This is a genomic window from Methanosarcina siciliae T4/M, from assembly GCF_000970085.1.
In the GTDB taxonomy this organism is placed as follows: domain Archaea; phylum Halobacteriota; class Methanosarcinia; order Methanosarcinales; family Methanosarcinaceae; genus Methanosarcina; species Methanosarcina siciliae.
Genome location: NZ_CP009506.1, coordinates 2,394,084 through 2,416,832 on the forward strand (window position 1 = coordinate 2,394,084; position 22,749 = coordinate 2,416,832).

General features: G+C 41.6%; 17 protein-coding genes, 3 pseudogenes and 1 CRISPR repeat array (1 of these 21 cut by a window edge). Of the genes and pseudogenes, 13 read left to right on the forward strand and 7 right to left on the reverse strand.

What is annotated here, in order from left to right:
- Positions 1 to 1,354: direct repeats of the CRISPR family, unit length 37 nt; unit sequence GTTTCAATCCTTGTTTTAGTGGATCTTGCTCACGAAT; it begins 3,580 nt to the left of the window's first position.
- Between the two features lie 116 nt (positions 1,355 to 1,470).
- Positions 1,471 to 1,602: a hypothetical protein gene (locus tag MSSIT_RS25305; RefSeq protein WP_269430092.1), complete on the reverse strand. Its 132-nt coding sequence runs from the start codon at positions 1,600 to 1,602 to the stop codon at positions 1,471 to 1,473.
- Between the two features lie 326 nt (positions 1,603 to 1,928).
- Between MSSIT_RS25305 and MSSIT_RS10160 the strand changes: the two genes are divergently transcribed.
- From MSSIT_RS10160 to MSSIT_RS24725, 7 genes are all read left to right on the forward strand, one after another.
- Positions 1,929 to 3,590, forward strand: a complete 1,662-nt coding sequence (locus MSSIT_RS10160) for an ABC transporter substrate-binding protein (RefSeq protein ID WP_156158841.1) — start codon at positions 1,929 to 1,931, stop codon at positions 3,588 to 3,590.
- Between the two features lie 296 nt (positions 3,591 to 3,886).
- Positions 3,887 to 5,461 (forward strand): ABC transporter substrate-binding protein, encoded by a 1,575-nt coding sequence (locus MSSIT_RS10165; protein WP_231590503.1) that lies wholly within the window; start codon positions 3,887 to 3,889, stop codon positions 5,459 to 5,461.
- 231 nt (positions 5,462 to 5,692) lie between these two features.
- Positions 5,693 to 6,685: an ABC transporter permease gene (locus tag MSSIT_RS10170; RefSeq protein ID WP_048172137.1), complete on the forward strand. Its 993-nt coding sequence runs from the start codon at positions 5,693 to 5,695 to the stop codon at positions 6,683 to 6,685.
- Positions 6,682 to 7,539, forward strand: coding sequence for an ABC transporter permease (locus MSSIT_RS10175; protein ID WP_048172139.1), 858 nt, complete (start codon positions 6,682 to 6,684; stop codon positions 7,537 to 7,539). Before MSSIT_RS10170 ends, MSSIT_RS10175 begins: the two co-directional genes overlap by 4 nt.
- Before the next feature lie 53 nt (positions 7,540 to 7,592).
- Positions 7,593 to 8,570 carry an oligopeptide/dipeptide ABC transporter ATP-binding protein gene (locus MSSIT_RS10180; protein ID WP_048172141.1) on the forward strand — a complete coding sequence of 326 codons (978 nt, stop codon included), beginning with the start codon at positions 7,593 to 7,595 and terminating at the stop codon, positions 8,568 to 8,570.
- On the forward strand, positions 8,560 to 9,171 hold the full coding sequence (locus tag MSSIT_RS10185) for an ABC transporter ATP-binding protein (protein WP_048172142.1): 612 nt from the start codon (positions 8,560 to 8,562) through the stop codon (positions 9,169 to 9,171). Before MSSIT_RS10180 ends, MSSIT_RS10185 begins: the two co-directional genes overlap by 11 nt.
- Before the next feature lie 218 nt (positions 9,172 to 9,389).
- Complete coding sequence (locus MSSIT_RS24725) at positions 9,390 to 9,488, forward strand: ABC transporter substrate-binding protein (protein ID WP_231590541.1); 99 nt, start codon at positions 9,390 to 9,392, stop codon at positions 9,486 to 9,488.
- Positions 9,489 to 9,569: 81 nt separating this feature from the next.
- Here MSSIT_RS24725 and proB read toward each other — a convergent pair whose 3' ends face one another.
- Positions 9,570 to 10,376, reverse strand: coding sequence for a glutamate 5-kinase (gene proB, locus MSSIT_RS10190; RefSeq protein WP_197080360.1), 807 nt, complete (start codon positions 10,374 to 10,376; stop codon positions 9,570 to 9,572).
- 10 nt (positions 10,377 to 10,386) lie between these two features.
- Positions 10,387 to 10,794: a YbaK/EbsC family protein gene (locus MSSIT_RS10195; protein WP_197080361.1), complete on the reverse strand. Its 408-nt coding sequence runs from the start codon at positions 10,792 to 10,794 to the stop codon at positions 10,387 to 10,389.
- A gap of 254 nt (positions 10,795 to 11,048) precedes the next feature.
- On the opposite strand from MSSIT_RS10195, the gene MSSIT_RS10200 reads away from it, so the two are divergent.
- Both MSSIT_RS10200 and MSSIT_RS10205 read left to right on the forward strand, forming a co-directional pair.
- Positions 11,049 to 11,939: a LysR family transcriptional regulator gene (locus MSSIT_RS10200; protein ID WP_048172149.1), complete on the forward strand. Its 891-nt coding sequence runs from the start codon at positions 11,049 to 11,051 to the stop codon at positions 11,937 to 11,939.
- A gap of 667 nt (positions 11,940 to 12,606) precedes the next feature.
- A pseudogene (locus MSSIT_RS10205) lies at positions 12,607 to 12,990 on the forward strand (IS1634 family transposase); the annotation flags it as partial.
- A 442-nt stretch (positions 12,991 to 13,432) separates the two neighbouring features.
- On the opposite strand, the pseudogene MSSIT_RS25675 reads toward MSSIT_RS10205, so the two are convergent.
- The 4 genes and pseudogenes from MSSIT_RS25675 to MSSIT_RS10225 form a co-directional block, all read right to left on the reverse strand.
- Positions 13,433 to 13,680, reverse strand: a pseudogene (locus MSSIT_RS25675) (hypothetical protein); the annotation flags it as partial.
- Between the two features lie 229 nt (positions 13,681 to 13,909).
- Positions 13,910 to 14,455 (reverse strand): dTDP-4-dehydrorhamnose 3,5-epimerase family protein, encoded by a 546-nt coding sequence (locus tag MSSIT_RS10215; protein ID WP_048172158.1) that lies wholly within the window; start codon positions 14,453 to 14,455, stop codon positions 13,910 to 13,912.
- Between the two features lie 83 nt (positions 14,456 to 14,538).
- A complete protein-coding gene (locus MSSIT_RS10220; protein ID WP_048172159.1) occupies positions 14,539 to 14,727 on the reverse strand; it encodes a hypothetical protein in 189 nt (62 codons plus the stop codon).
- A gap of 469 nt (positions 14,728 to 15,196) precedes the next feature.
- The gene (locus tag MSSIT_RS10225) at positions 15,197 to 15,568 is read right to left on the reverse strand and encodes a hypothetical protein (protein WP_048172160.1); all 372 of its coding nucleotides are present in this window, start codon (positions 15,566 to 15,568) and stop codon (positions 15,197 to 15,199) included.
- 285 nt (positions 15,569 to 15,853) lie between these two features.
- On the opposite strand from MSSIT_RS10225, the gene MSSIT_RS10230 reads away from it, so the two are divergent.
- From MSSIT_RS10230 to MSSIT_RS25310, 4 genes and pseudogenes are all read left to right on the forward strand, one after another.
- A complete protein-coding gene (locus MSSIT_RS10230) occupies positions 15,854 to 16,261 on the forward strand; it encodes a DUF1699 family protein (RefSeq protein WP_048172161.1) in 408 nt (135 codons plus the stop codon).
- A gap of 223 nt (positions 16,262 to 16,484) precedes the next feature.
- Positions 16,485 to 16,670 (forward strand): annotated as a pseudogene (locus tag MSSIT_RS25680) (carbon starvation CstA family protein); the annotation flags it as partial.
- A complete protein-coding gene (locus MSSIT_RS24105; RefSeq protein ID WP_048172163.1) occupies positions 16,667 to 16,882 on the forward strand; it encodes a hypothetical protein in 216 nt (71 codons plus the stop codon). The pseudogene MSSIT_RS25680 and the gene MSSIT_RS24105, both read left to right, overlap by 4 nt.
- Before the next feature lie 643 nt (positions 16,883 to 17,525).
- The gene (locus MSSIT_RS25310) at positions 17,526 to 22,529 is read left to right on the forward strand and encodes a PKD domain-containing protein (protein ID WP_048172168.1); all 5,004 of its coding nucleotides are present in this window, start codon (positions 17,526 to 17,528) and stop codon (positions 22,527 to 22,529) included.
- Positions 22,530 to 22,749: the final 220 nt, after the last annotated feature.

Genomic DNA, 22,749 nt, shown 5'->3' on the forward strand with positions numbered 1-22,749 from the left:
TCTTAATGGTTTCAATCCTTGTTTTAGTGGATCTTGCTCACGAATAGAACTTATCAAAATGATAGATGAACAGCCCGTTATGTTTCAATCCTTGTTTTAGTGGATCTTGCTCACGAATTGGGCTTCCTTTCGTTCTTCTTCTATATCGTATTTTTGTTTCAATCCTTGTTTTAGTGGATCTTGCTCACGAATGAGCTTTTGGGAGCACTTGGTGGCACTGAAGCAAGGTTTCAATCCTTGTTTTAGTGGATCTTGCTCACGAATTTTCTTGTATCTTCATGGTCAATTTTGGTCATTGTTGTTTCAATCCTTGTTTTAGTGGATCTTGCTCACGAATACTTATTCTCTATATTCTAATACGCTAAACTCATATAGTTTCAATCCTTGTTTTAGTGGATCTTGCTCACGAATTTTGTGCAATCGTCTTTGATATATTAATGATTTTTAGTTTCAATCCTTGTTTTAGTGGATCTTGCTCACGAATTTCTCTGAGGATGATGAGGACCTTACCGAAGACGAGTTTCAATCCTTGTTTTAGTGGATCTTGCTCACGAATTACATGAAAGTGGATAGGGGATTTAAAAAAGGAAAATGTTTCAATCCTTGTTTTAGTGGATCTTGCTCACGAATACCTACACCGCTTCTGAGAGGTCTGTTCAATGGTTTCAATCCTTGTTTTAGTGGATCTTGCTCACGAATCGGGCATAGACACATTTTCGTATATCGAACGGCGTTTCAATCCTTGTTTTAGTGGATCTTGCTCACGAATTTTCGGAAATGTCCAGACTTGGGGCAATCAAATCAAGTTTCAATCCTTGTTTTAGTGGATCTTGCTCACGAATTTTGTTTTTTTCTGTCCCATAAACGAGCGTTAAGGAGTTTCAATCCTTGTTTTAGTGGATCTTGCTCACGAATGCAATATGATCATGATATTGACAGCCGCGAGGATAGTTTCAATCCTTGTTTTAGTGGATCTTGCTCACGAATTTTTTTTTCGGCCATTCGTTTCACCCATCATTTTCAAGTTTCAATCCTTGTTTTAGTGGATCTTGCTCACGAATCGTTCGCCTGCAAAGATAACTAACACTTACTGATATAGTTTCAATCCTTGTTTTAGTGGATCTTGCTCACGAATCCCGGGACTAAAGAAAGGCGGGGGCACCGGGTCAATGTTTCAATCCTTGTTTTAGTGGATCTTGCTCACGAATTCCCCACTCGAGTACAGGACCGTAGACCCGCTGTAATGTTTCAATCCTTGTTTTAGTGGATCTTGCTCACGAATTGATTGTAACTTTCTTCTGGGTTCCTATTTCTTCAGTTTCAATCCTTGTTTTAGTGGATCTTGCTCACGAATAGGGCAAAAATTTCCGTTATTTGGCCAGAAAAGGCCTGAAATCACCCCTTTTTTCGGGTCAAAATTCTTGCTGGAAAATTATCAAACCCTTTATAAATACAAGAAAAACGGGGTTTTTAGTGGTTTGGGAACATCTCAAAATATGCTTTTCTTTCTATTAAACTTTTGTTTTTAAATATGTCAAGGTAGGGTTCGGGTTTTGACCTTAATTTTACTGCATAATGCCTTTTGATAATCTCTGGAACCATCAAATTTCAGGCTCATTTTCAGCATTTATAGTTTCTGTCAATCAAAAGGCTGATGAGAGAGAAAAATATCGTTTTTAGTGTTATATATATTTAAGAAACAAATAAATTCGTAACACGTTTTTTTAGGAAAGTATTTATAGAAAAATTGTTTTAAGTCTTTTAATAACAAAAATTATAGAAAAAATATTACTTTGGCGGTGTTTTTTTCCCACAAAGGTGTTATTTGAAAATCTTTTCAGGCAGTACGGTACCGGTTCTGCTGTCAAGATTATTAAGGCGTTAATTTAAAGTGAGGAGGAGTTTCGATTAAGAAAAACCAGCAATATTTGCTTATAGGCTCAATAATCATAATTATAGCAGCTTTTGTTGTTATCAGTTCGATGTCCAGCCCTGCTGCGGATTCGGAGTCTGTTGACCAGGCTTCCCAGGTTTCCGGGGAAACGGTAGCAGAAGGAGCTGACGAACTTGATTCCCAGGGATCGGATGAACTTATAGCAGCCGTAGGGACCCACGGGGGAGAGCCGGAAGCAGGCTTTAACCCTATTAGTGGCTGGGGCAAAAGCAGTGAACCCCTTGTCCAGAGTACACTTTTCAAACTGGACAGCCAGGCGAATCTGATCAATGATCTGGCAACGAATTATACGGTAAGCAGTGACGGGTTAAAGTGGACCGTTACAATAAGGGACGATGTTAAATTCCATGACGGAGTGCCTTTAACAGCTGAAGATGTGGCTTTCACCTTTAATACGGCAGCAGCCGGCAGTGGGAGTCTGGATTTATCCATGCTGGAAAACGCTTCAGCAATTGATAATTATACTGTCGAATTTCACCTGAATGACCCTCAATCTACTTTTATCAATAAGCTCGTAGCCCTGGGGATTGTCCCCGAACACGCCTACAGTGAATCTTACGGGCAGAATCCTATCGGGTCGGGCCCGTACATGTTCGTGCAGTGGGATAAGGGACAGCAGGTCATCTTTGAAGCAAACCCGGATTATTACGGGCAGGAACCTTACTTTAAAAAGATAACAATGCTCTTCATGACCTCGGATGCGGCTTTTGCAGCAGCGAAGGCTGGACAGGTAGACCTTGCCGAAATTCCGGCTTCATACGCCTATCAGGAAGTAGATGGGATGAAAATAGTTTCCCTTGACTCTATTGATGCCCGTGGAATAAGCTTCCCCCTGCAGGCAAATACGGGCGAGAAAGATGAAAACGGCTACGCAATCGGAAATAATGTAACTTCTGATGCTGCAATAAGAAAAGCCCTGAATATCGGAATAGACAGGCAGGTCCTGATCGATGGGGCATTAAACGGACAGGGAAAAGAGGAGTTCACAGGTGTGGATAAATTACCCTGGGGCAATAAGGAAGCTATTTTTGAAGACGGAGACCCCGAGGGCGCAAAGGAGATTTTATCCGAAGCCGGCTGGGAAGATACTGACGGAGACGGCATTCTTGAGAAGAACGGAGAAAAAGCCGAGTTTACCCTGCTGTATCCTTCCAATGCGATGGAAAGGCAGGCACTGGCAGTTTCTATCTCAGAAGAAGCCAGAAAACTTGGGATAAACATTAATGTTGAGGGTAAAAGCTGGGATGAAATTGATACCCTTGTCCATTCTACTCCGGTGGTTTTCGGTTACGGTTCGCTGGACCCGACTGACATCTATTTGCGGTACTACAGCAAGAGCTACGACCCGTCAAACTACAACAACGTAATAATGTACAGCAATCCTGCTGTGGACGGCTACCTGAGAGCTGCCATAACCAGTTTTGACCAGGACGCTGCAAATGAAAACTGGCAGCTTGCTGCCTGGGACGGGACAACGGGCTTTTCCGAAAAAGGAGACGCTACCTGGCTCTGGATGGCAACCATCAATTACGTCTACATTATGGACGAGGACCTGGATATCGGGACCCCCAGAATCCAGCCTCACGGTGCAAACATCTTCGGGAACATCCTGGAATGGAAACGCACGGAAAACTAAACCGGGAGTTAGGTTTCGATTTTACTTAAACTCCCTTTTTTTCTTTTTGATTTCCTGCCGGGAGCTGAGTATCTGATCATGAGTAATACGGGGCCAGGAAGTTATCGTGAGTAATACCCGGACTAATGATTAAGATTGGGCTAGAAAATGATCCTGAAAAATATCTGGCTAATGAGTAAGGCTGGGCTATGTCCTGATTATGCATAAAGGAAGGAGGAGGGATTTAAATTAAAAAAAACCAGCAATATTTGCTGCTAGGGGTAGTAGTTGTAGTTCTGGCGCTTATTTTAGTTTTTATGTCAGCCGGGGAGCCGGTCAATTCGGTTTCCGGAGCTTCCGATGAACTTGTTGTGAATGTTTATTCACATACTGGAGAACCGGATGCAGGCTTTGATCCGCTGCAGGGGTGGGGGTGCGGGCATGTGAATTTTGAGCCGCTGGTACAGAGTACCCTTTTTAAATCGGCTGATGACGGGAGTATAATTAACGATCTTGCTACAGGTTACTCTGTCAGCCCCGACGGGAAGACCTGGACCGTAAATGTAAGGGATAATGTCAAATTCTCAAACGGGGAAAAATTAACTGCAAGTGACGTGGCGTTTACCTTCAATACCGCAGTTGGCAGTAATTCCGAACTGGACATGAGTAATCTTGAAAGTGCCAGGGTAATAAACGATACCGCAGTCGAATTCAAATTAAAGGAACCTCAGTCCAGTTTCATATGGCGGCTCAGGTACGTAGGAATCGTGCCGGAACTTGCATATGAAAAAGAGACTTACGGGCGCAATCCGGTTGGGTCAGGCCCGTACAAGCTGGTCCAGTGGGATAGGGGCCAGCAGGCAATATTTGAATACAATCCCGATTACTACGGACAGGAGCCGTACTTCAAAAAAATAACCATGTTATTCCTGGATAAAGATACTGCATTTGCAGCTGCAAAGTCCGGGAAAGTGGACATAGCTGAAATTGAAATCAACAATGTAAATCAAACCATAGACGGGTACGACTTTATCTCCCTTCCCTCCTCAAGGGCCTTCGGGGTCTCTTTCCCTATGAAGTATAATACCGGCAATAAAAGCCTTCAGGGCGATCCTATAGGCAATAATGTAACAGCCGATATAGCAATCCGAAAAGCCCTGAACACAGGGATCGACAGGAAAGCTATACTTGACGGAGTCCTGTATGGAAAAGGAGATGTGGAATATACCGGAGTGGACCAGCGGGAATTCGGAAACCCTGAAGCTAAAATTAAGAAATCGAATCTCGAGGAAGCCATAAAAATCCTCGAAGCTGCGGGGTGGGAAGACCCGGATGGTGACGGGATCCGGGAAAAGAACGGGACTGAGGCGGAATTTGACCTGTACTATTCTTCCTCGGACCAGACAAGGCAGGCTCTTTCAGTGGCTGTAAGCGAGCAGGCCCGGGAAATGGGTATAAAAATAAACCTTATAGGCGCAAACTGGGACGAGATCTACGCAAACCAGTACAGTTCAGCTGTCCTGTACGTTTACAGCAGTATAGATACCTTCAATCTGTATCACCAGTACCACAGTAAAAAAGCCGATGCTACTTACATGAATCCGGGCCTTTACAGTAATCCTGTGGTAGACGGTTATCTGGAATCGGCTCTAAGGTCGGCAGACCAGGCCCAGGCCACAAAATACTGGCAGTTAGCTGCATACGATGGGAACACCGGTTACGGGCCTGCAGGCGATGCAACCTGGTTATGGCTGGTCACAACGGATTATCTGTATGCTGTGGACGAAACCCTGGACCTCGGGACTCCTCAACAGAACGCCGGGTCAGATATCTTGGGAAATATCTATGAGTGGACAAGGATAGATGAATCCAGCTCGGCTTCAGGTGAGTGATAACTTCAGGTGAGTGATATTTGCAGTAAAAATGGTGTAAATATCACTCATGGTACATTTTTACCTTAAGTCAGGATCGGCAGGGGATAATTGAAGATTGCTTATGGAAGCTGATGCTTGTAGGAGCCTGTTTTTCAATTCCTGAGTGTGAAAATTTGATCAATTATTAATAATATGTGTCATTGGTGTGAAATATAGTTGTATTATGATCGCTGTGAATGAGGGAATTACGTGTCAGAAAATGCAAAAATATCAGGCTTTATAGGGAAGAAAATTCTCCGGCTAATAAGCCTCTTGCTTATAGTTTCTTTTGTAAGTTTTATGCTAATCCAGTATTCTCCTATAGATCCCGTTCGAGCTTATCTTGGAGAGATGGCGGTGAGTGCGGAGCATAAAGCTCAACTCGAAGAGTACTGGGGAGTTAACACGCCTCCGGAAGAGAAATTCCTGAACTGGGCCGGAAATCTGTTCAGAGGGGATTTTGGAGTCTCGTTGATTTACAGGATGCCTGTAATTGACGTGATTAAAGAACGGTTTACGGCGTCTCTGGCTCTGATGGCTTCTTCCTGGCTGATTTCAGGGGTTCTGGGCTTCATTTTGGGAATCGCTTCCGGAATGCATAAAGGGACCCTGTTTGACCGGGCAATAAAAACCTACTGTTACATCTTAACCGCAACTCCGACATTCTGGCTGGCCCTGGTTTTTTTGATGATATTTTCCGTGCAGCTGGGCTGGTTCCCTATAGGTTTAAGTGTACCCATAGGTGTTACGGCTGAAAACGTGACTTTCTTTGACCGGATAGAGCACTTAATCCTCCCTGCACTGACTTTGAGTTTACTCGGCGTTGCCCAGATTGCAATGTTTACCCGAGAAAAATTAGTCGAAGTTATGTCCAGCGATTATATCTTATTTGCAAAAGCAAGAGGTGAAAAAGGGCTGGACCTGGTTTTAAGGCACGGGGTCAGGAACGTTGCCCTCCCGGCCATTACCCTGCAGTTTTTAAGTTTCAGTGAACTCTTTGGCGGCACGGTTCTGGTTGAGCAGGTCTTTTCCTATCCCGGAATCGGGCAGGCCACGGTGGCAGCCGGGCTGAGGTCGGATGTGCCCCTGCTTCTGGGCATAGTTCTCGTAAGTGCGGTGTTCGTCTTTTTCGGAAACCTGATTGCCGATATTATCTACGAATTCATAGACCCCAGGATAAAACAGCAGGAGGCAACAATATGAGTACCACTGTCGTAACCGTTAACAGAAGATTATTCCCGGGGTTGAATTTAAGGCAGAAGACGTTTCTGATAATCGGTTTCACGTCCCTATTGCTGCTTACAATAGTGGTTTCCAGCCTCTTTGTAGAAGGCGAGTCCTTACCAACGGACTTTGGCTCCAAAAACCTTGCTCCATCCCTTGAACACCCCTTCGGGACCGACTGGATGGGAAGAGACATGTTTACAAGGACACTGGAAGGCCTTGGCCTGAGTATAGTGATAGGGGCTTTTGCCTCCGTTATCAGTACTTTCCTGACCGTTATTTTAGGCCTGCTTTCAAGTGTAGGAAAGACAGCTGACTCTTTCGTGTCCTGGCTTGTGGACCTCTTTCTTTCAATTCCTCACCTGCTGTTAATAATCCTTATATCCATAGGCCTGGGAGGAGGAGCTACAGGGGTTATTGTCGGGGTTGCATTGACGCACTGGACAAGCCTGACCAGGGTTGTAAGGGCCGAAATCAAGCAGCTAAAAACCCAGGAATATATCCATATCTCCAGAAACCTTGGCAAATCAAAGTGGTGGATAGCCACAAAACATATCCTGCCCCATTTAATCCCCCAGATCTTGCTGGGTACGATTTTGCTGTTTCCTCACGCCATTTTGCACGAAGCATCCGTCACATTCCTGGGATTCGGACTTTCTCCCCATGAACCGGCAATCGGCATAATTCTGTCAGAGTCTATGAGGTACCTCTCCGCAGGATACTGGTGGCTTGCTTTCTTCCCGGGTTTATCCCTGCTGATAGTGGTTCTGGCATTTGATCTGATCGGAGAAAATTTAGGAAAATTGATGGACCCAAAAAGTGCTCACGAATAAGTGCTCACGAATATGTGCTTATGAATCTAGAATAAGATCTGAATGGTGTCAATATGGGAAATAAAACCGAAATAAACTCTGGAGAAAAGAAGGAGACTGAGCCTCTATTAAAAGTAGAAGACCTTTCTCTTTCTTTCATCCAATATGCTGCCGGACTCCGGCAAACCGAGTTAAAAGTGATCTGTAATTTGAGCATAGAAGCTTACAGAGGTGAGGTTCTGGCTGTTGTCGGCTCGAGCGGGTCCGGTAAAAGTCTTCTTGCCCATGCGATTTTAGGGATTTTGCCTTCAAACGCTAAACTTGCCGGGAATATGGAATACAATGGCAAAAAACTTACTCAGGGGATAAAAGAAAAAATACGGGGAAAAGAAATAGCGCTTGTCCCTCAGTCCACAACCTACCTTGACCCTTTGATGAGGATTTCGAATCAGGTGATAGGCTCCGTTGATGAGGAAAACGAAGGCACGATGAAGCAGCTCCAGCGGGATATCTTCCGGAAATACGATTTAAAACCGGATGTTGAGAGAATGTTTCCCCATGAGCTTTCGGGAGGGATGACCCGAAGGGTTCTGGTTTCTACTGCCGTGATGGGTTCTGCAAAGCTAGTTATTGCTGACGAACCGACTCCGGGCCTGGACGAAAAAACCCTGAATGAAACCCTGAGTTACTTCAAGGACATGGCAAACAGGGGCTGTGCGGTTATCCTCATCACTCATGATATCGAAGCTGCGTTAAAAATCTCGGATAAAATTGCAGTATTCTATGCAGGGACGGTTCTGGAAGTAGCAAATGTTGAAGATTTCAAAAATGACGGAGAGAATTTAAGGCACCCATATACCCGGGCTCTCTGGAAAGCCCTTCCCCAGAACAAATTCCAGGCAATTAAAGGGCATCAGCCAATGCTGGACGAAGTTCTTGATGGATGTGTCTTTTATGAAAGGTGTCCTAAAAAGAGTGAACTTTGCTCTAAAGGTATCCCTCAGTTTAAAATGATAAACGGAGGAGGGGTGAGGTGCAATAATGTCCCTTAAAGGCGAGAATATCAGTTTCGGGTACAAAAGAGATCATCTGATTTTAAACAATGTAAATATCTCTGTAGGTAGTGGAGAGGTGCTGGGACTGATAGGGGACAGTGGAAGCGGTAAATCAACCCTCTGTAAAATCCTGGCTGGCTATGAAAACAATTATCAGGGAAAGGTAAGTCTCGACGAAAAAGCAATTTCCTCAAAAGGTTATAACCCGGTCCAGCTCGTCTTTCAGCACCCTGAAAAAGCCGTAAACCCCAGATGGAAAATGAAGGATATTTTGAATGAAGGCCATACGGTTCCCCGGGATATTCTTGATTCCTTCGGAATAAAACAGAAATGGCTTGACCGCTGGCCCAATGAGCTGTCGGGAGGTGAACTCCAGAGATTTGCTCTTGCAAGGGCTTTAAGTCCCGAAACCAAATTTTTAATAGCTGACGAAATAACCACAATGGTGGATGCCATTACCCAGGCTCAAATCTGGAATATTGTTCTGGACGTGGTTGAAAAAATGAATATCGGAGTACTGGTCGTAAGCCATGAAATAAATTTAATCAAAAGGCTATGCCATGATGTCGTTTATCTGGATGACATAAATAATTCTTGACTGCAAAATTTCAGTATTTCTTCATAAACTGGAAGATCTATTCCAGAGCGCCGGAGGGAGACTTTTCGTATTTTCTCCCTCCGACGCAATGGGCTTGGGCCAAATGGTATCAGAAGAATCCGGGGAACTAAATTCACCGGGGAACCTCTGGTTTAGAGTACGCTTTTAATAAGGGACAGCAAGCGAATCTGATCAATGGTCTGACAACGAATTATACGATAAGTAGTGACGGGTTAAAATGGACTGTCACAATAAGGAACGACGTTAAATTCCATGACAGTTTGCCTTTAACAGCTGAGGATCTGGCTTTCACCTAAAAACCCTTAAAAGTGTGCATTTAATTACCTACCAATGCCCAATAAATAGAAATTTTGCAGTTTGCTTTTCGGCTCCGTATATTATCGTTTACCGACAAAAAGCGTACCAACGCTGCCCCCTTTGACGATTTCATACAGATCAGACGGATTTTTGCCGTTTGTAATGATAGTATCAATCCCCTGCGCAGTTGCCAGCTTTGCGGCTTGCAGTTTCGTTTTCATACCGCCTGTACCACGCCGGGAACCAGCTCCCCCGGCCAATGATTGCACGCCCTCGTCTATTGCGTTGATACACTCTATCCGTTTTGCGTTGGGATGGAGGCGAGGATCGCTGTCATAAAGGCCGTCAATGTCGGACAGAATGACGAGTTTCTGCGCTCTGCACAATACTGCGACAACCGCAGAAAGCATATCGTTATCGCCAAACAGTCTATCTTCCGATTCTATTTCGGTATAGCTAACCGAGTCGTTTTCATTTACAACCGGGATAATGCCCATTTCGAGCAAGGCGTCAAAGGTGTTTATCAGATTTTCCTTCTTTTCCTCAATTTCCATATCCTCGGCGTTCAACAAAATCTGTGCGATAGTCTTGTCGTAGTCATTGAAAAATTTGTCGTATAAGTACATAATGCTGCATTGTCCTACCGCAGCGGCAGCCTGCTTCAAACGCATACTCGTTGGGCGTGTTTTCATTTGCAGCTTATTCGTGCCCACAGCAATCGCGCCAGATGAAACTAAAATGACTTCATGGCCCATGTTCTGAATATCGGACAGTACACAGGCAATGCGGTCAAAGGAACGCAGATCGCTTTTCCCTATATAATTTGTCAAGGTAGAAGTCCCTACTTTGACAACAATTCTGTTTTGATACAAACTCAAATTATTCACCTTTCTTTCTCTACACGTGAATAATCTTGGGAGAGTGTTTTGTAAACGTCAGAAAATCATGGAAGATTTGTGATGTTTTGATTTTCATAAACCCGGTAGTTGTGCCGTCGCTGCACCCATACCATTCTTCCGCAAGAACGTCTTTATCGAAAGCAATCTGTACCCCATTGTCCTTATCCAATAAGGCGCTGAAAACAGTCGTCGCACCTATCTTTGTTCCCAGCATCTTTCCCATCAAGTACGCAGGAGCAAAAGAAACGCGGGAAATACCCAATGCATTACTGAACTCCTTTGCGCTAAACGGCTTGTCTGCTGTGGTAACATAAAGAAAAAAATCTGTCTGCTTTCTGTTGCACAGAAACAGCGTCTTGACCATTTCCATATCTAACGCCTTATTAATCTGAACGCAATCGTCCATCGTAATTGCCTCGTCGGTATCGACGCGCTCAAATGGGATATGCAGGTCTTGCAATACTCTATATGTTTTTTCCTGGAGCTCCGTCTTAAACCTGGATGGCGCTGTTGTATAAATCTCACTTACAAAGAACATAATCAATTTCCTTTCACTTGAAATACCTGCATTTATAGGGTATCAGGTATTTATGGATTACGAAAGCAAATGTTTATCATAATTAACATGACATATCCAGATGTAAAGTAGGTGAGAATCGTATGGACTTGAACATTCAAAAATACATGGCTTTTGTCAAAACTGTTGAATATGGCAGCTTTACAAAGGCGGCAGAAGTATTGAACTACTCTCAATCCGGTATCAGCCGCATGATTAACGATTTGGAAAAGGAATGGAGCGTGTCGATTCTTGAACGTGGGCGCGCCGGTGTGCGCCTGACTTCCGATGGATTAAAATTATTGCCGTTTGCTCAAAATGTATGTAACGAATATCAGAAATTGCAGGTGCAAGTGGACGAACTGAACGGCTTGAAATCAGGGCTAATTCGGATTGGTACATTTTCAAGCGTAGCGACCCATTGGCTTCCGAATATCATCAAAGAGTTTCAAAAGGACTATCCTAATATTGATTACGAGCTTCTGTTGGGTGACTATACGGAAATTGAAAGCTGGATTTCCGAGGGGCGCGTGGATTGCGGTTTCCTCCGGCTTCCTACACACCCGGAGTTTGAAACGATTTTTTTGGAGCAGGATAAGCTGCTTGTTGTTTTGCCGGAAGGTCATCCGATGGCCGACTGCGAATGTTTTCCTGTAAAGGCGCTATGTGACTACCCTTTCATGCTTTTAGAAAAAGGCGCCAAGGCTGAAATATCGGAAATATTTGAAAAATGTAATATTGAACCAAAAGTACATTTTACGACATGGGATGATTATGCCATCATGTCAATGGTCGAAAGCGGATTGGGGATTAGTATTTTGCCGGAGCTTATTTTGCAGCGTATTCCATACCGAATTGCAATAAAGGAACTGGACATTCCGGCGTACCGTAAGATTGGTCTTGCAATGAGAGATAAAAAATCTGCATCGATTGCAGTTAAACGATTTTTAGACCATCTGCAATATAGGAACAACTCTAAGAAAGAAAAGGTATAGCAACTATTTTTTACCATTTTCAAGTTTCCACTTTGACGAAGAATATTCCTATTAGAACAGAAAGAAAACAAAATGACTTTACGCCTGTTATCTTTTCGTAGAACATAATAGGCGCAGATGCCATTACAGTAACTGGGTCACAATAACACGCAAGCGTTAAAAATCTCGGATAAAATTGCGGTATTTCTTGTAACCACAATGGTGGATGCTATTACTCAGGTTTAAATCTGGAATATTGTTCTCGACATTGTCGAAAGAATGAATATCGGAGTACTGGTCATAAGCCATGAAATAAATTTAATCAAAAGGCTATGCCATGATGTTGTTTATCTGGATGACATAAACCATGTCTGAAAACCATGTCTTAAACCGTATCTGGATAAAAATCCATATCCTTTTAATGAAACTTAAATATCTATACTCCACTAATGAAACATAATATATATCCCGAAGAGGATTCTCTTCAGCCTTATTTTATTTGGAATAAAAGTACTGTGATTTAAAAAGCACTTTCATTCCTTTGTGCATGTTTTATGAAGTATTTAATGTTTGTTTTTTATTTCTAAACCTAAATTTGACAGTTCCCACTATTTTAACTTCATTTTGTTAGTAAAATAAAAATAAGTGCTCTTTGTTTTATGTTATTTGATCAATTAATGGAAGAGAAAATGGAAGAGAAGGATTTTTTTGCCTTAAGTCAAACAAGGATTTGACACTTGAAGAAGCATTGAAAATATACCGAAAAAAGGATTCCATCGAAAAAATATTCCACTCATTAAAAAACGAAATTCAGATTAAACCGTTAAGAGTGTGGTCAGAGGATAGCATTTATGGGGCTGTTATACTGGGATTTATTGCCCAGTTGTTCATATCGCTGATGCGATATGAATTTGAGGATCTGAAACACAGGTCCACAAAATTCATCAAAAAAAGCTTGAAGAATTTGACACTTACTATCAAATTCAAGAAAAATGGGGTCAAAAACTATATTTTTGCGAATTTTGATCAAATCAATAGCTTGATTGTATCAAAAATGAGTGGAATTACGTAGAATATATAACAAATTTTTATAAATTTATAGAACCTGTCAAGTCCATATGGACCAAAAAAGAAGGGAAATATTCAGTACCAATTAGTGGCTACTGTCAAACTGAGGTTACATAAATTTAGGAAACCAAATTGCGTGCGGTTCCCGTCCTTGAGGGGATGTCCGACAATTACTGCTAGTAATGAAATTAAATTATCTGCTTGTGGATTGGAACTTTTTTACAAGATTTATTTTCTTTCCCTATTACTCGAATCTTAAAGTGAAAAAATTGATAGGTATCAGTTCTATCTTGGCAGATATCATTTGCAACAATAATCTCCTGTTTAATCTCCTGTTTAATCTCCTGTTTAATCTCCTGTTTAATCTCCTGTTTAATCTCCTGTTTAATCTCCTGTTTAATCTCCTGTTTAATCTCCTGTTTAATCTCCTGTTTAATCTCCTGTTTATGGTCCACTGTTAGTTGGGAATTGTATGCCAGTTCAAATACTCCCTTTTTGTTTTTCATAAAACGAGATTCTTTATCAGTCAAGCTTACTTTCTCAATACTGTTTTTTTCAAATTCCATATCTTTTTTCAATTCATTGTTGACATATTCTCCAATAACTCTCAAGACCTCTTCCAAAACCACATTAATTGTTCTAAAATCTGGTCCAAGTTTTCAGCCAAATACATGTAAACTATATTCTCTCGAACGGGATAAGATCTCGAATATCCGGGGTAAAGTCCAAACTTGATTTTTGGTTTGATGAAAACCATAATTAAGATATATGAGGATTAATTATAAAATTGAAATTATGTTTTCCTCAGAATACTCATATTATTGAAGGTTATTGTCGGACAACCTGTAAAGGATGGGATATTCGTGACCCCTCCCGCTCCCATTGTAATAAAAATTTTTATTATTGTGGCTGTTTTATCTGCTTCATTCCATTTTGCAGTTCCAATCATAGGGAATAATATTATTGGAAATGGGATTAACCCGCCTTTCGTCAACATCTTCAGGGTCATATAGTAGGGAAGGCATTCCTATCACTACAGATACATCATTGCCTACATTTTTTGTACCGTGAAAAACCCCCGGTGGAATATAAACTGTACGTGGGTATCTATCTCCCATAAAAATTTCATTTAAAACTTTATATGTAGGGGAATCTTCTCGATAGTCATATAAGACAACTTTTACCATTCCACTTACACAAAATAGGTGATCTTCCTGTTTAGAGTGAAGATGCCAGCCTTTTATCATTCCGGGGTAAGAATAGGAAGCAATTATCTGCTTGATATCCTGTGCTTTCAGATCCTCATCGTCTAAACGTATGAGCTCGGTCAAAAAGCCTCTCTCATCGCTAAACAATTTAGTATCCTTTACAACAACACCTTCAATGGGCTTTTCCCCATAAAAACCTGGAATGTTTTGGACCCTTGGCTTTTCCAGTTTATTAAAATCCTCCATACTTTTCACTTGCATTTTTACACCTCTTTTTTCCTACATCTATGATATTAATCCTTACAGTTCTCAATATAGTTATATAAGGCAATAATTTGTTAAACTTAACAATATGTAACGCTATCTTCGCTTGATTCTGTCGTCATTAAGGATTTACCCTTTTCTTCTTCCCGGAAACCGGTTTTCCCTTTGCAGATAATGTCCTCTACTTCAAAATAGACTACTTTGCCAGGATTAAGAGACCGGAATAACCTGAATTCTTCTTCACATGTGCAATGCAATTCGCATTCCATCAAAGAATAGTAGCGTTAATTTCTGGAATGGGGTTTTCTATAGTTTTTTACTTTAATTCCTCAGTTTTATAATCACCACCTGTATAGGTTATCATGTTCATCTTTTAATATTTTCTAATATTATGCTTCCACAAGCTATCTATAATTTTAAGATATTTAAATGTTATTTTTTTAATTTTTTGTATTACTAATACAATAAAATTATATAAATTTATATTACAAACTCTAATGTAATGAATTATATTTCAAAATTTATAAAATATATTCAGTACTTTCAGGCTTTTGATCATAAAAACCTGAATTCTATATGCGCAGAATATGCATACGGTCTAAAAAGTAAATAGGTCCACAGATTACAGGCTATAAATGAGCTTATAACAAAACTAACAATAAAAGAGATATGGGAAAAAGATCTGGATATTTGAAGGTATGGTTTTTCTATAGTAAATTCTTGTTAAAACTGCCCGCTTTATTTCATACTCTCGAATTCCCCATCAGGTATCCTCCAAAACCCGTGACCTCGAACAGGATGGGATATACAATCCAGGATGGGATATACAATCCAGCGCTCAAGTTCTCCGAGGCCGGAGGCTGCAAAGGGGCTTAATCTCTCATGATGTAGTAGAAAAACAGGGCAAGAAGGGCTATTCCTCCGAATCTTTTTTATTTTCCAGTTTTTCATGTTTTCTGCTACTTTTTCAGGCTTTTTTTGTGCATAGCAATTAGTTCCTTTATAATGTTTTTGAGTCTGATGGACTTTATTGTCTATCGTGTTTGGTTTAGTCGAATGTTCGCTTTTGAGAAAAAGAACAAACTTTATAAGATATGCAAGAAATCTCATGAGAGCCTGAAGCTGATAGAAACAAATGGATAAAATAATTGAGCTAAACTTCAGAATCAACTATAGTAAAGTTGAGAGTAAAAACCAAAACATAGACAAAAAAATAACTTGTAAAAACATTATTTCATTTGATTTTCGGCTTTTATAGGTCAATTTTGTAAAGCATATATAAATCGTATTGCCAAATACTATCTAAATAATATTAGTTTAATAAGAAAAATATATATGATAAGTATACATACTTTACATTGTAGAAAAATTAAAACAAACTTATGAGGGGGAAAAATGAAAATTAGAGTAGTTAGTTCCAGAGAAGAAATCTCAACACTTAATCCTAATGAGCGTATCGCACACCTGACATTCAGGCCTTCGAACAAAGATATTTTTGAACTGGTAGAGAGTTGCCCGAGGATTGAGGTAGTCCAGTTGCCCAAATCTTATATGGCTACTATCTCTAATTCCATAAAAATGTTCCTTCAGATGCAAAGAATCCAGCTTCTCGAAGGAGATATCTGGGGGCACAGGAAAGATATAAACGAATATTATATAGTTCCGTCTTCATTGATTGAAAATATTAAGGAAATGAAAATCGAAGGCAAATCCACTGAGGAGATTGAGAAACAGATTTCAGGTGAGAGCAAGCTGAACCCCGAAATGGTTGCTTATATACTTGCAAAAGAAGTCCCTGTTTGAATTAAAATAGAATACAAATTAATTTATCAGTAAGTAGGTATTTGAGTAGGTGTTTGCCGGAGATTATATCAGATAGAAATGGGTTGTTCTGCGGTATATAATCTCCAGCTTAAATTTTTAAGTTTTTTTCTTATGGTTTGTTGTCGAAAAAGTATTATGAACTGATCCTTCTCGAAAGACACCCGCACACACCCAGGAGAATGTTGTTGATTTTGTTCCTCTCAACTGGCGCAGCATATTCCTTATCCAGTTACTCAACATTGCAGGATTAGGCCCCATATATGAAGCTATCCTGAGAGCTTTATACGGTCCGGCTGTTTTCCTGTGGATTGTCCCGGGCACTATTTTTGCAGGCGGCGTGCATGATTATTTTCCTGGAATGGCAGACGTATTATTTACGGTGCTATGATAGCAGAAGGGGCTATAGCCCTTATCTGGGCCACTGCTGCAATGTCTTTCTTTCCAGGAGGAATAACCGGCCTGAGTGAGGTTACCGATGCAGGAGGTGCTGCCCTGGTTGTAAAGAATGTTTCAATGGGGCTGTTCGGATCTGCAGGAGTAATCTGTGCAGCCGTAGCCTGTGGATTATTTACCACCTATTTAAGGAAAAGATCTCTATAATCATCTTACTTGGTGAGTGAACAATGAATAAGCTAATGGATCGCCGAATATGAAATGAAAATCTTCTTCTGCTACCAATTCATTTGGAATCTATTTTTTCTGCCGGCGGTCTTCTTTACGCTCCCCCGAATTCGTGTGTTGAAGAAAAATGAATTAGAAAAAACTTTGGTTTTTTCCAGATTTCGAAGAATATTTATAAAAATAGTTAGGAAGATATATGTAATGAGCTTTAGAAGGAACACTTTTACAATTTGATTTTTTGGCTTTACAGAAAGCTACTTATTCCAGCTTGGCTAAAATTGATAAAAAGATATCTTGACATTAGTTCAAATTAATGGATGTCAATCATTTCGGAGGGGTTCTACAGAGTCATTTTTATAAAATTTTCAATAAAATATTGGGAAAATTTTACAAAGCTAATAAAAGAAAGATTATTATCTTTTAGTTTACAATTATTTTGTAAATTTATGTGAATCTTCTTTGCCCAGTCTTTCTCGTAATCGAACTCGGTCGCGCTAACCCGCCAAACCTGAGACAGTTCATACAGCAATGAGTTGCTATATTATCCTTACAGAGATTGGTCAAATTCAAAGTTTTCAAAATACTCGGAAAATTTAATAATTCATATACAGGGGGGCCTGAAATGGAAGGGACGAAATGGAATAAGATATTTGGGGGGCAGACTTCCACTAAAACTTTAGGAGTTATGGCACTTGCTTTTTTAATGCTGGTGAGTATCGCAGGCGCCTCTCCATTTGCCTACATTACAAATGAAGGAAGCAATAGTATTTCTGTAATTGACGTTTCTACAAACAAAGTTGTAGCTACAATACCCGTGGGATCCAATCCCGTTGGAGTTGCAATCAACCCGGACGGAACAAAGGTATACGTGGCAAATGATCACAGCAACGATATATCTGTAATTGACACGGCAACAAATGCTGTTATAGCCACGGTGTCTGCAGGAAGTTCTCCTCAGGGGATTGCGGTCAGCCCGGATGGGAAAACGGTATATGTGGCAAATCTGGCCGGTAACAGTATTTCTGTAATCGATACAACCTCAAATACTGTTGTAAGTACCGTGAAAACGGGAAGAAATCCTAAGGGAGTGGCGGTAAGTCCGGATGGAAAAAAGGTATACATAACAAATTCCGAGGACAAAACCGTCTCTATAATTGACACTGCCACAAAAGTTGTTGTAAGCACGGTATCCGTTGGAAAAGATCCCAAGGAAATCGCGGTCACACCGGATGGAGCCAAGGTGTACGTAGCAAACTCCGATAGTGGAACTGTCTCTGTAATTGACGTTTCTACAAATAGTGTTACAGATACTGTAAAGGTAGAGGGAGCTCCTTTCGGAGTTGCAATCACCCCGGACGGAACAAAAGTGTATGTGACTAATTATGATCAATATTTCAGCACCGTCACTGTAATTGACGTTGCTACAAACAAAGTTACGGCCACAATACCTGTAGGCCCCGATCCCGTGGGAGTTGAAGTCACACCTGACGGAACAAAAGTGTATGTAGCAATCAACTTCTGTAACACCGTCTCTGTAATTGACACTGCTACCAACACCGTTACAGCCACGATGCCTGTAGGAAAAAGTCCCCATGCTTCAGGTAGGTTTATAGGTTCCGTCCCGGTAAAGCCGGTTTATCCTTCAGCGAATTTCAATAACAACATCACATCGGATTATGTTTTCCTTTCCGTACCTGTGCAGTTTACGGACTTATCGGAAAATGCAACGAAATGGAACTGGGATTTTGGTGATGGATCTACTTCAATTAAACAGAATCCTGTGCATGCATATTCTGAAGTAGGGACTTATACTGTTAAGCTGACAGTAAGCAATTCAAACGGTACGGATTTGAAGCTTACTACAGTAAATGTCGTGCCAAAAGGTTCTCTTGCGCCTTCATATGCCTATATTGCAAACCTCAACAGCAACACTGTTTCTGTAATTAATACAGAGAACAGCAGCCTTACAACCACGGTGTCCGTAGGAATCGGTCCCCTTGGAGTTGCAGCCAGCCCGGATGGAACAAGGATATATGTGACAAACTCTTTCTACAACCACCGAGGTACTGTCTCTGTAATTGATACGGCCTTAAACGAAGTTATAGCCACCGTGGATATAGGAGATAAATATAGTCCCTGTGGAATTGCAGTAACCCCGGACGGAAAAAAACTATATGTGGCGAATCGTGACATCGATGGTGTTTCCGTAATTGATACGTCCACAAATACTGTTATAGCCACGATACCTGTGGGAATCAACCCTTTAGGGGTTGCGGTCAACCCGGATGGAACAAAAGTATATGTGACGAACCGTTACAGCAATAATGTTTCTGTAATTGACACTGCCACAAACAAGGTTGTAGCGACTGTGAAAACCGGATCCGGACCATGTGGAATCACAGTAAACCGGGAAGGAACAAAATTATATGTGGCAAATTGCGAAAATAACACTATTTCGATAATTGATACGGGTTCAAACACCGCTACAGCCTCAGTGCCTGCAGGAACATGGCCTATGGGAGTTGCAGTCAGTCCGGATGGGACAAAAGTATATGTGGCGAATGAACGCAGCAACAATGTCTCTGTAATTGATCTCGCAACAAAAACTGATATAACTGCCGTGAAAGTCGGAAGGCGCCCTTACGGAATTGCTGTCACCCCGGACGGAACAAGAGTGTATGTAGCGAACTGTGGCAACAACCAGAATCTCGGAAAAACTGTCTCTATAATTGACACGGCTACAAACAAGGTTATAGCCACTGTAAAAACAGGTTTCAGTCCTGTTGCTTTCGGTCAGTTTATAAGTCCCCTCCCGGCACAACCGGTACTTCCTGCTGTAAACTTCAGCAGCAGTCTCACATCCGGTTATGCACCTCTTTCTGTCCGGTTTACGGATTTCTCGAAGAATGTGGAGCGGTGGAGCTGGGACTTCGGAGACGGAGCAGGTTCTCCGGATCAGAATCCGATGCATACTTACTCCAGAGCAGGGAATTACAATGTAACGCTAACAGTAGACAATAAAAATGGTACTGATTCGAAAGTTGTCACAGTAACCGTTCTGGCACAGCCGGTATTTTCTGCATCCCCCACTTCAGGAAAAACACCTCTTAGTGTTAGTTTTACTGACGAGAGCACAGGCTCACCTACAGCATGGAACTGGACTTTTGGGGATGGAACTTATTCTACGGAAAAGAACCCTGTACACACATATGAAAAAGTAGGAAAGTATGCTGTTAAGTTGACATTAAACGAAACTGGGACCAGGAGTGAAGTAACAAAATACGGCTATATTATTGTTTCAAACGGGTATGAAGTCCCTGTTGCTGCTTTTTCCGCATCTCCCGTTTCAGGAAAGGAGCCTCTTAGTGTTAGTTTTACTGACCAGAGTACAGGATCTCCAAGCTCATGGAAGTGGACTTTCGGAGACGGGACCTATTCAACTGCGGAGAACCCCGTACACGTATACAGTGAAGCAGGAGCTTACTCCGTTACATTAAGGGTAAGAAATGAAAAAGGCAGCAATACATTAACAAAATCCAGATATATTCGTGTTTCAAACGGTTTAGACGGGCCTGTCACCAGCTTCTCTGCATCTCGGACTTCAGGAGAAGCGCCTCTTACTGTTGATTTTTCCGGCGAGGGAAAAGGATATCCAAAGTTGTGGAAATGGTCTTTCGGAGACGGGAATACTTCAACAGATAAAAATCCTGTATACACCTTCAATAAATCAGGACTTTATTCTGTTAGATTGACAGCAAGTAACGAAAAAGGCAGCAATACGTTGTCTAAAACCGGCTATATTGCGGTCTCAAGCCCTTTAGCTGTTCCTGTTCCAAAATTCTCTGCCTCCCTCACTTCAGGAAACCCCCCTCTTACGGTTAGTTTTACTGACCAGAGTACAGGGTCTCCAAATTCGTGGAAGTGGTCTTTCGGAGATGGGAATACTTCAACAGATAGAAACCCGGTACATACATTCAATGAATCAGGCCTTTATTCTGTCAGGTTGACGGTAAGTAATGCAAACGGCAGTAATGCATTGACTAAAACCGGCTATATCGCCATCTCAAGAGTTTCAAGCATTCCTGTCACCAGCTTCTCTGCGTCTCAGACTTCAGAAAAAACACCTTTTATTATTCGCTTTACTGACCAGAGCACGGGATCTCCAGTTTCATGGAAATGGTTTTTCGGAGATGGAACTAATTCAACAGAACAGAATCCCGTACACACCTACAATAAATCCGGGAATTATACTGTTTCTTTGACGACAAGTAATGAGGGGGGAAGTAATAGGGTACAAAAAACAAGCTACATAAGCGTAGTCGCTGAAAACGGTTTTGTCACGTCGAATCCGGGCTATATTGTCCCTTCCACCGCCTTTTCAGCAAGTCAAACTGCAGGAAGTATGCCTCTTACTGTTAGTCTTACCGACGAGAGCACAGACTCACCTGCGTCATGGAAATGGACTTTCGGAGATGGAAACAGTTCCACGGAACAGAATCCCGTACATACATACAATAAATCCGGAAAATATTCCGTTACCCTGATAACAAGCAATCCAAACGGCAGTAATGCGTTGACAAAGTTCGGCTATGTTGCTGTCTCAAACATTTTAGATGGGCCTGTTGCCAGCTTCTCTGCGTCCAAGACATCAGGAAGCATGCCTCTTACTGTTAGCTTTACTGACCGGAGCACAGGCTCACCTACAGCATGGACATGGGCTTTCGGAGATGGAAATGGTTCAAAAGAAAAGAATCCCGTGCACACCTACAACAAATCCGGAAGATACGCTGTTACATTGACCGCAGCTAATGCAAACGGCGTTAATTCGTTGAGAAAATCCGGCTATATTGTTGTTTCAAACGTTTTAAACGGCCCTGTTGCCAGCTTCTCAGCATCCTCTACTTCAGGAAAAGCCCCATTTACCGTTCGTTTTACTGACGAGAGCACAGGCCTTCCTTCTTCATGGAAATGGACTTTCGGAGATGGAACCAATGCAACAACGGAACAGAATCCTGTACACACATACAATGAGTCAGGACTCTATTCTGTTACACTGACCGCAGCTAATGCAAATGGCTTTAATTATTTGACAAAATCCAGCTATATTGCTGTCACAAGTATTTTAGACACTCCGGTTGCCAGTTTTTCGGCATCTTCTACTTCAGGAAGTGCGCCTCTCAATGTTAGCTTTACCGACGAGAGCACAGGTCTGCCGACGTCATGGAGATGGACTTTCGGAGACGGAACCAATGCAACAACGGAACAGAATCCTGTCCACACATACAATAAGTCAGGACTCTATTCCGTTACATTGACCGCAGCTAATGCAAACGGCAGTAATACGTTGTCAAAGACCGGTTATATTGCTGTTTCAAACTCCCTTGTTGCTGCCTTTTCCGCATTCCCAACTTCAGGGTCTGCACCGCTCAGTGTGAATTTTACTGACAACAGCACAGGATCGCCGGCTGCATGGAAATGGTCTTTTGGTGATGGAAATTCCTCAACAGAACAGAATCCTGTCCACATATACAATAGAACAGGACGATATACTGTTAGTTTAACGGTAAATAATTCGGAAAGCATCAGTAGTGAAGCCAGGACCAGATACATCGTAGTTAGTAAGTAAATTCGTAGTCAGCAAGTAAATATACCGGATCGAAAAAAATGGCTCTGTAGAAATCCATCCATATCAGCTTCAAGAGGCTGAAAATAGATCAAAAGAGATCCTGAATTCAGTTTTAATTAATTGGGGTCGGTTCTTTCAGAGGATTTCCACAGAGCACCCCGATATGTACCCTTTGATATATCGGTCTCTTCGAATTTTTCAGCTGTCTATTGGGAGTTAC

Coding starts and splice junctions, on each gene's coding strand:
- MSSIT_RS10185 (WP_048172142.1), top strand. CDS start 8,560: ATGTCCCTTAAAGGCGAGAATATCAGTTTCGGGTACAAAAGAGATCAT.
- MSSIT_RS10195 (WP_197080361.1), bottom strand. CDS start 10,794: ATGGACGATTGCGTTCAGATTAATAAGGCGTTAGATATGGAAATGGTC.
- MSSIT_RS10220 (WP_048172159.1), bottom strand. CDS start 14,727: ATGGAATGCGAATTGCATTGCACATGTGAAGAAGAATTCAGGTTATTC.
- MSSIT_RS10175 (WP_048172139.1), top strand. CDS start 6,682: ATGAGTACCACTGTCGTAACCGTTAACAGAAGATTATTCCCGGGGTTG.
- MSSIT_RS10215 (WP_048172158.1), bottom strand. CDS start 14,455: ATGCAAGTGAAAAGTATGGAGGATTTTAATAAACTGGAAAAGCCAAGG.
- MSSIT_RS10225 (WP_048172160.1), bottom strand. CDS start 15,568: ATGAGATTTCTTGCATATCTTATAAAGTTTGTTCTTTTTCTCAAAAGC.
- MSSIT_RS24105 (WP_048172163.1), top strand. CDS start 16,667: ATGATAGCAGAAGGGGCTATAGCCCTTATCTGGGCCACTGCTGCAATG.
- MSSIT_RS10200 (WP_048172149.1), top strand. CDS start 11,049: ATGGACTTGAACATTCAAAAATACATGGCTTTTGTCAAAACTGTTGAA.
- MSSIT_RS10230 (WP_048172161.1), top strand. CDS start 15,854: ATGAAAATTAGAGTAGTTAGTTCCAGAGAAGAAATCTCAACACTTAAT.
- MSSIT_RS25310 (WP_048172168.1), top strand. CDS start 17,526: ATGGAAGGGACGAAATGGAATAAGATATTTGGGGGGCAGACTTCCACT.
- MSSIT_RS25305 (WP_269430092.1), bottom strand. CDS start 1,602: ATGGTTCCAGAGATTATCAAAAGGCATTATGCAGTAAAATTAAGGTCA.
- MSSIT_RS10180 (WP_048172141.1), top strand. CDS start 7,593: ATGGGAAATAAAACCGAAATAAACTCTGGAGAAAAGAAGGAGACTGAG.
- MSSIT_RS10165 (WP_231590503.1), top strand. CDS start 3,887: ATGTCAGCCGGGGAGCCGGTCAATTCGGTTTCCGGAGCTTCCGATGAA.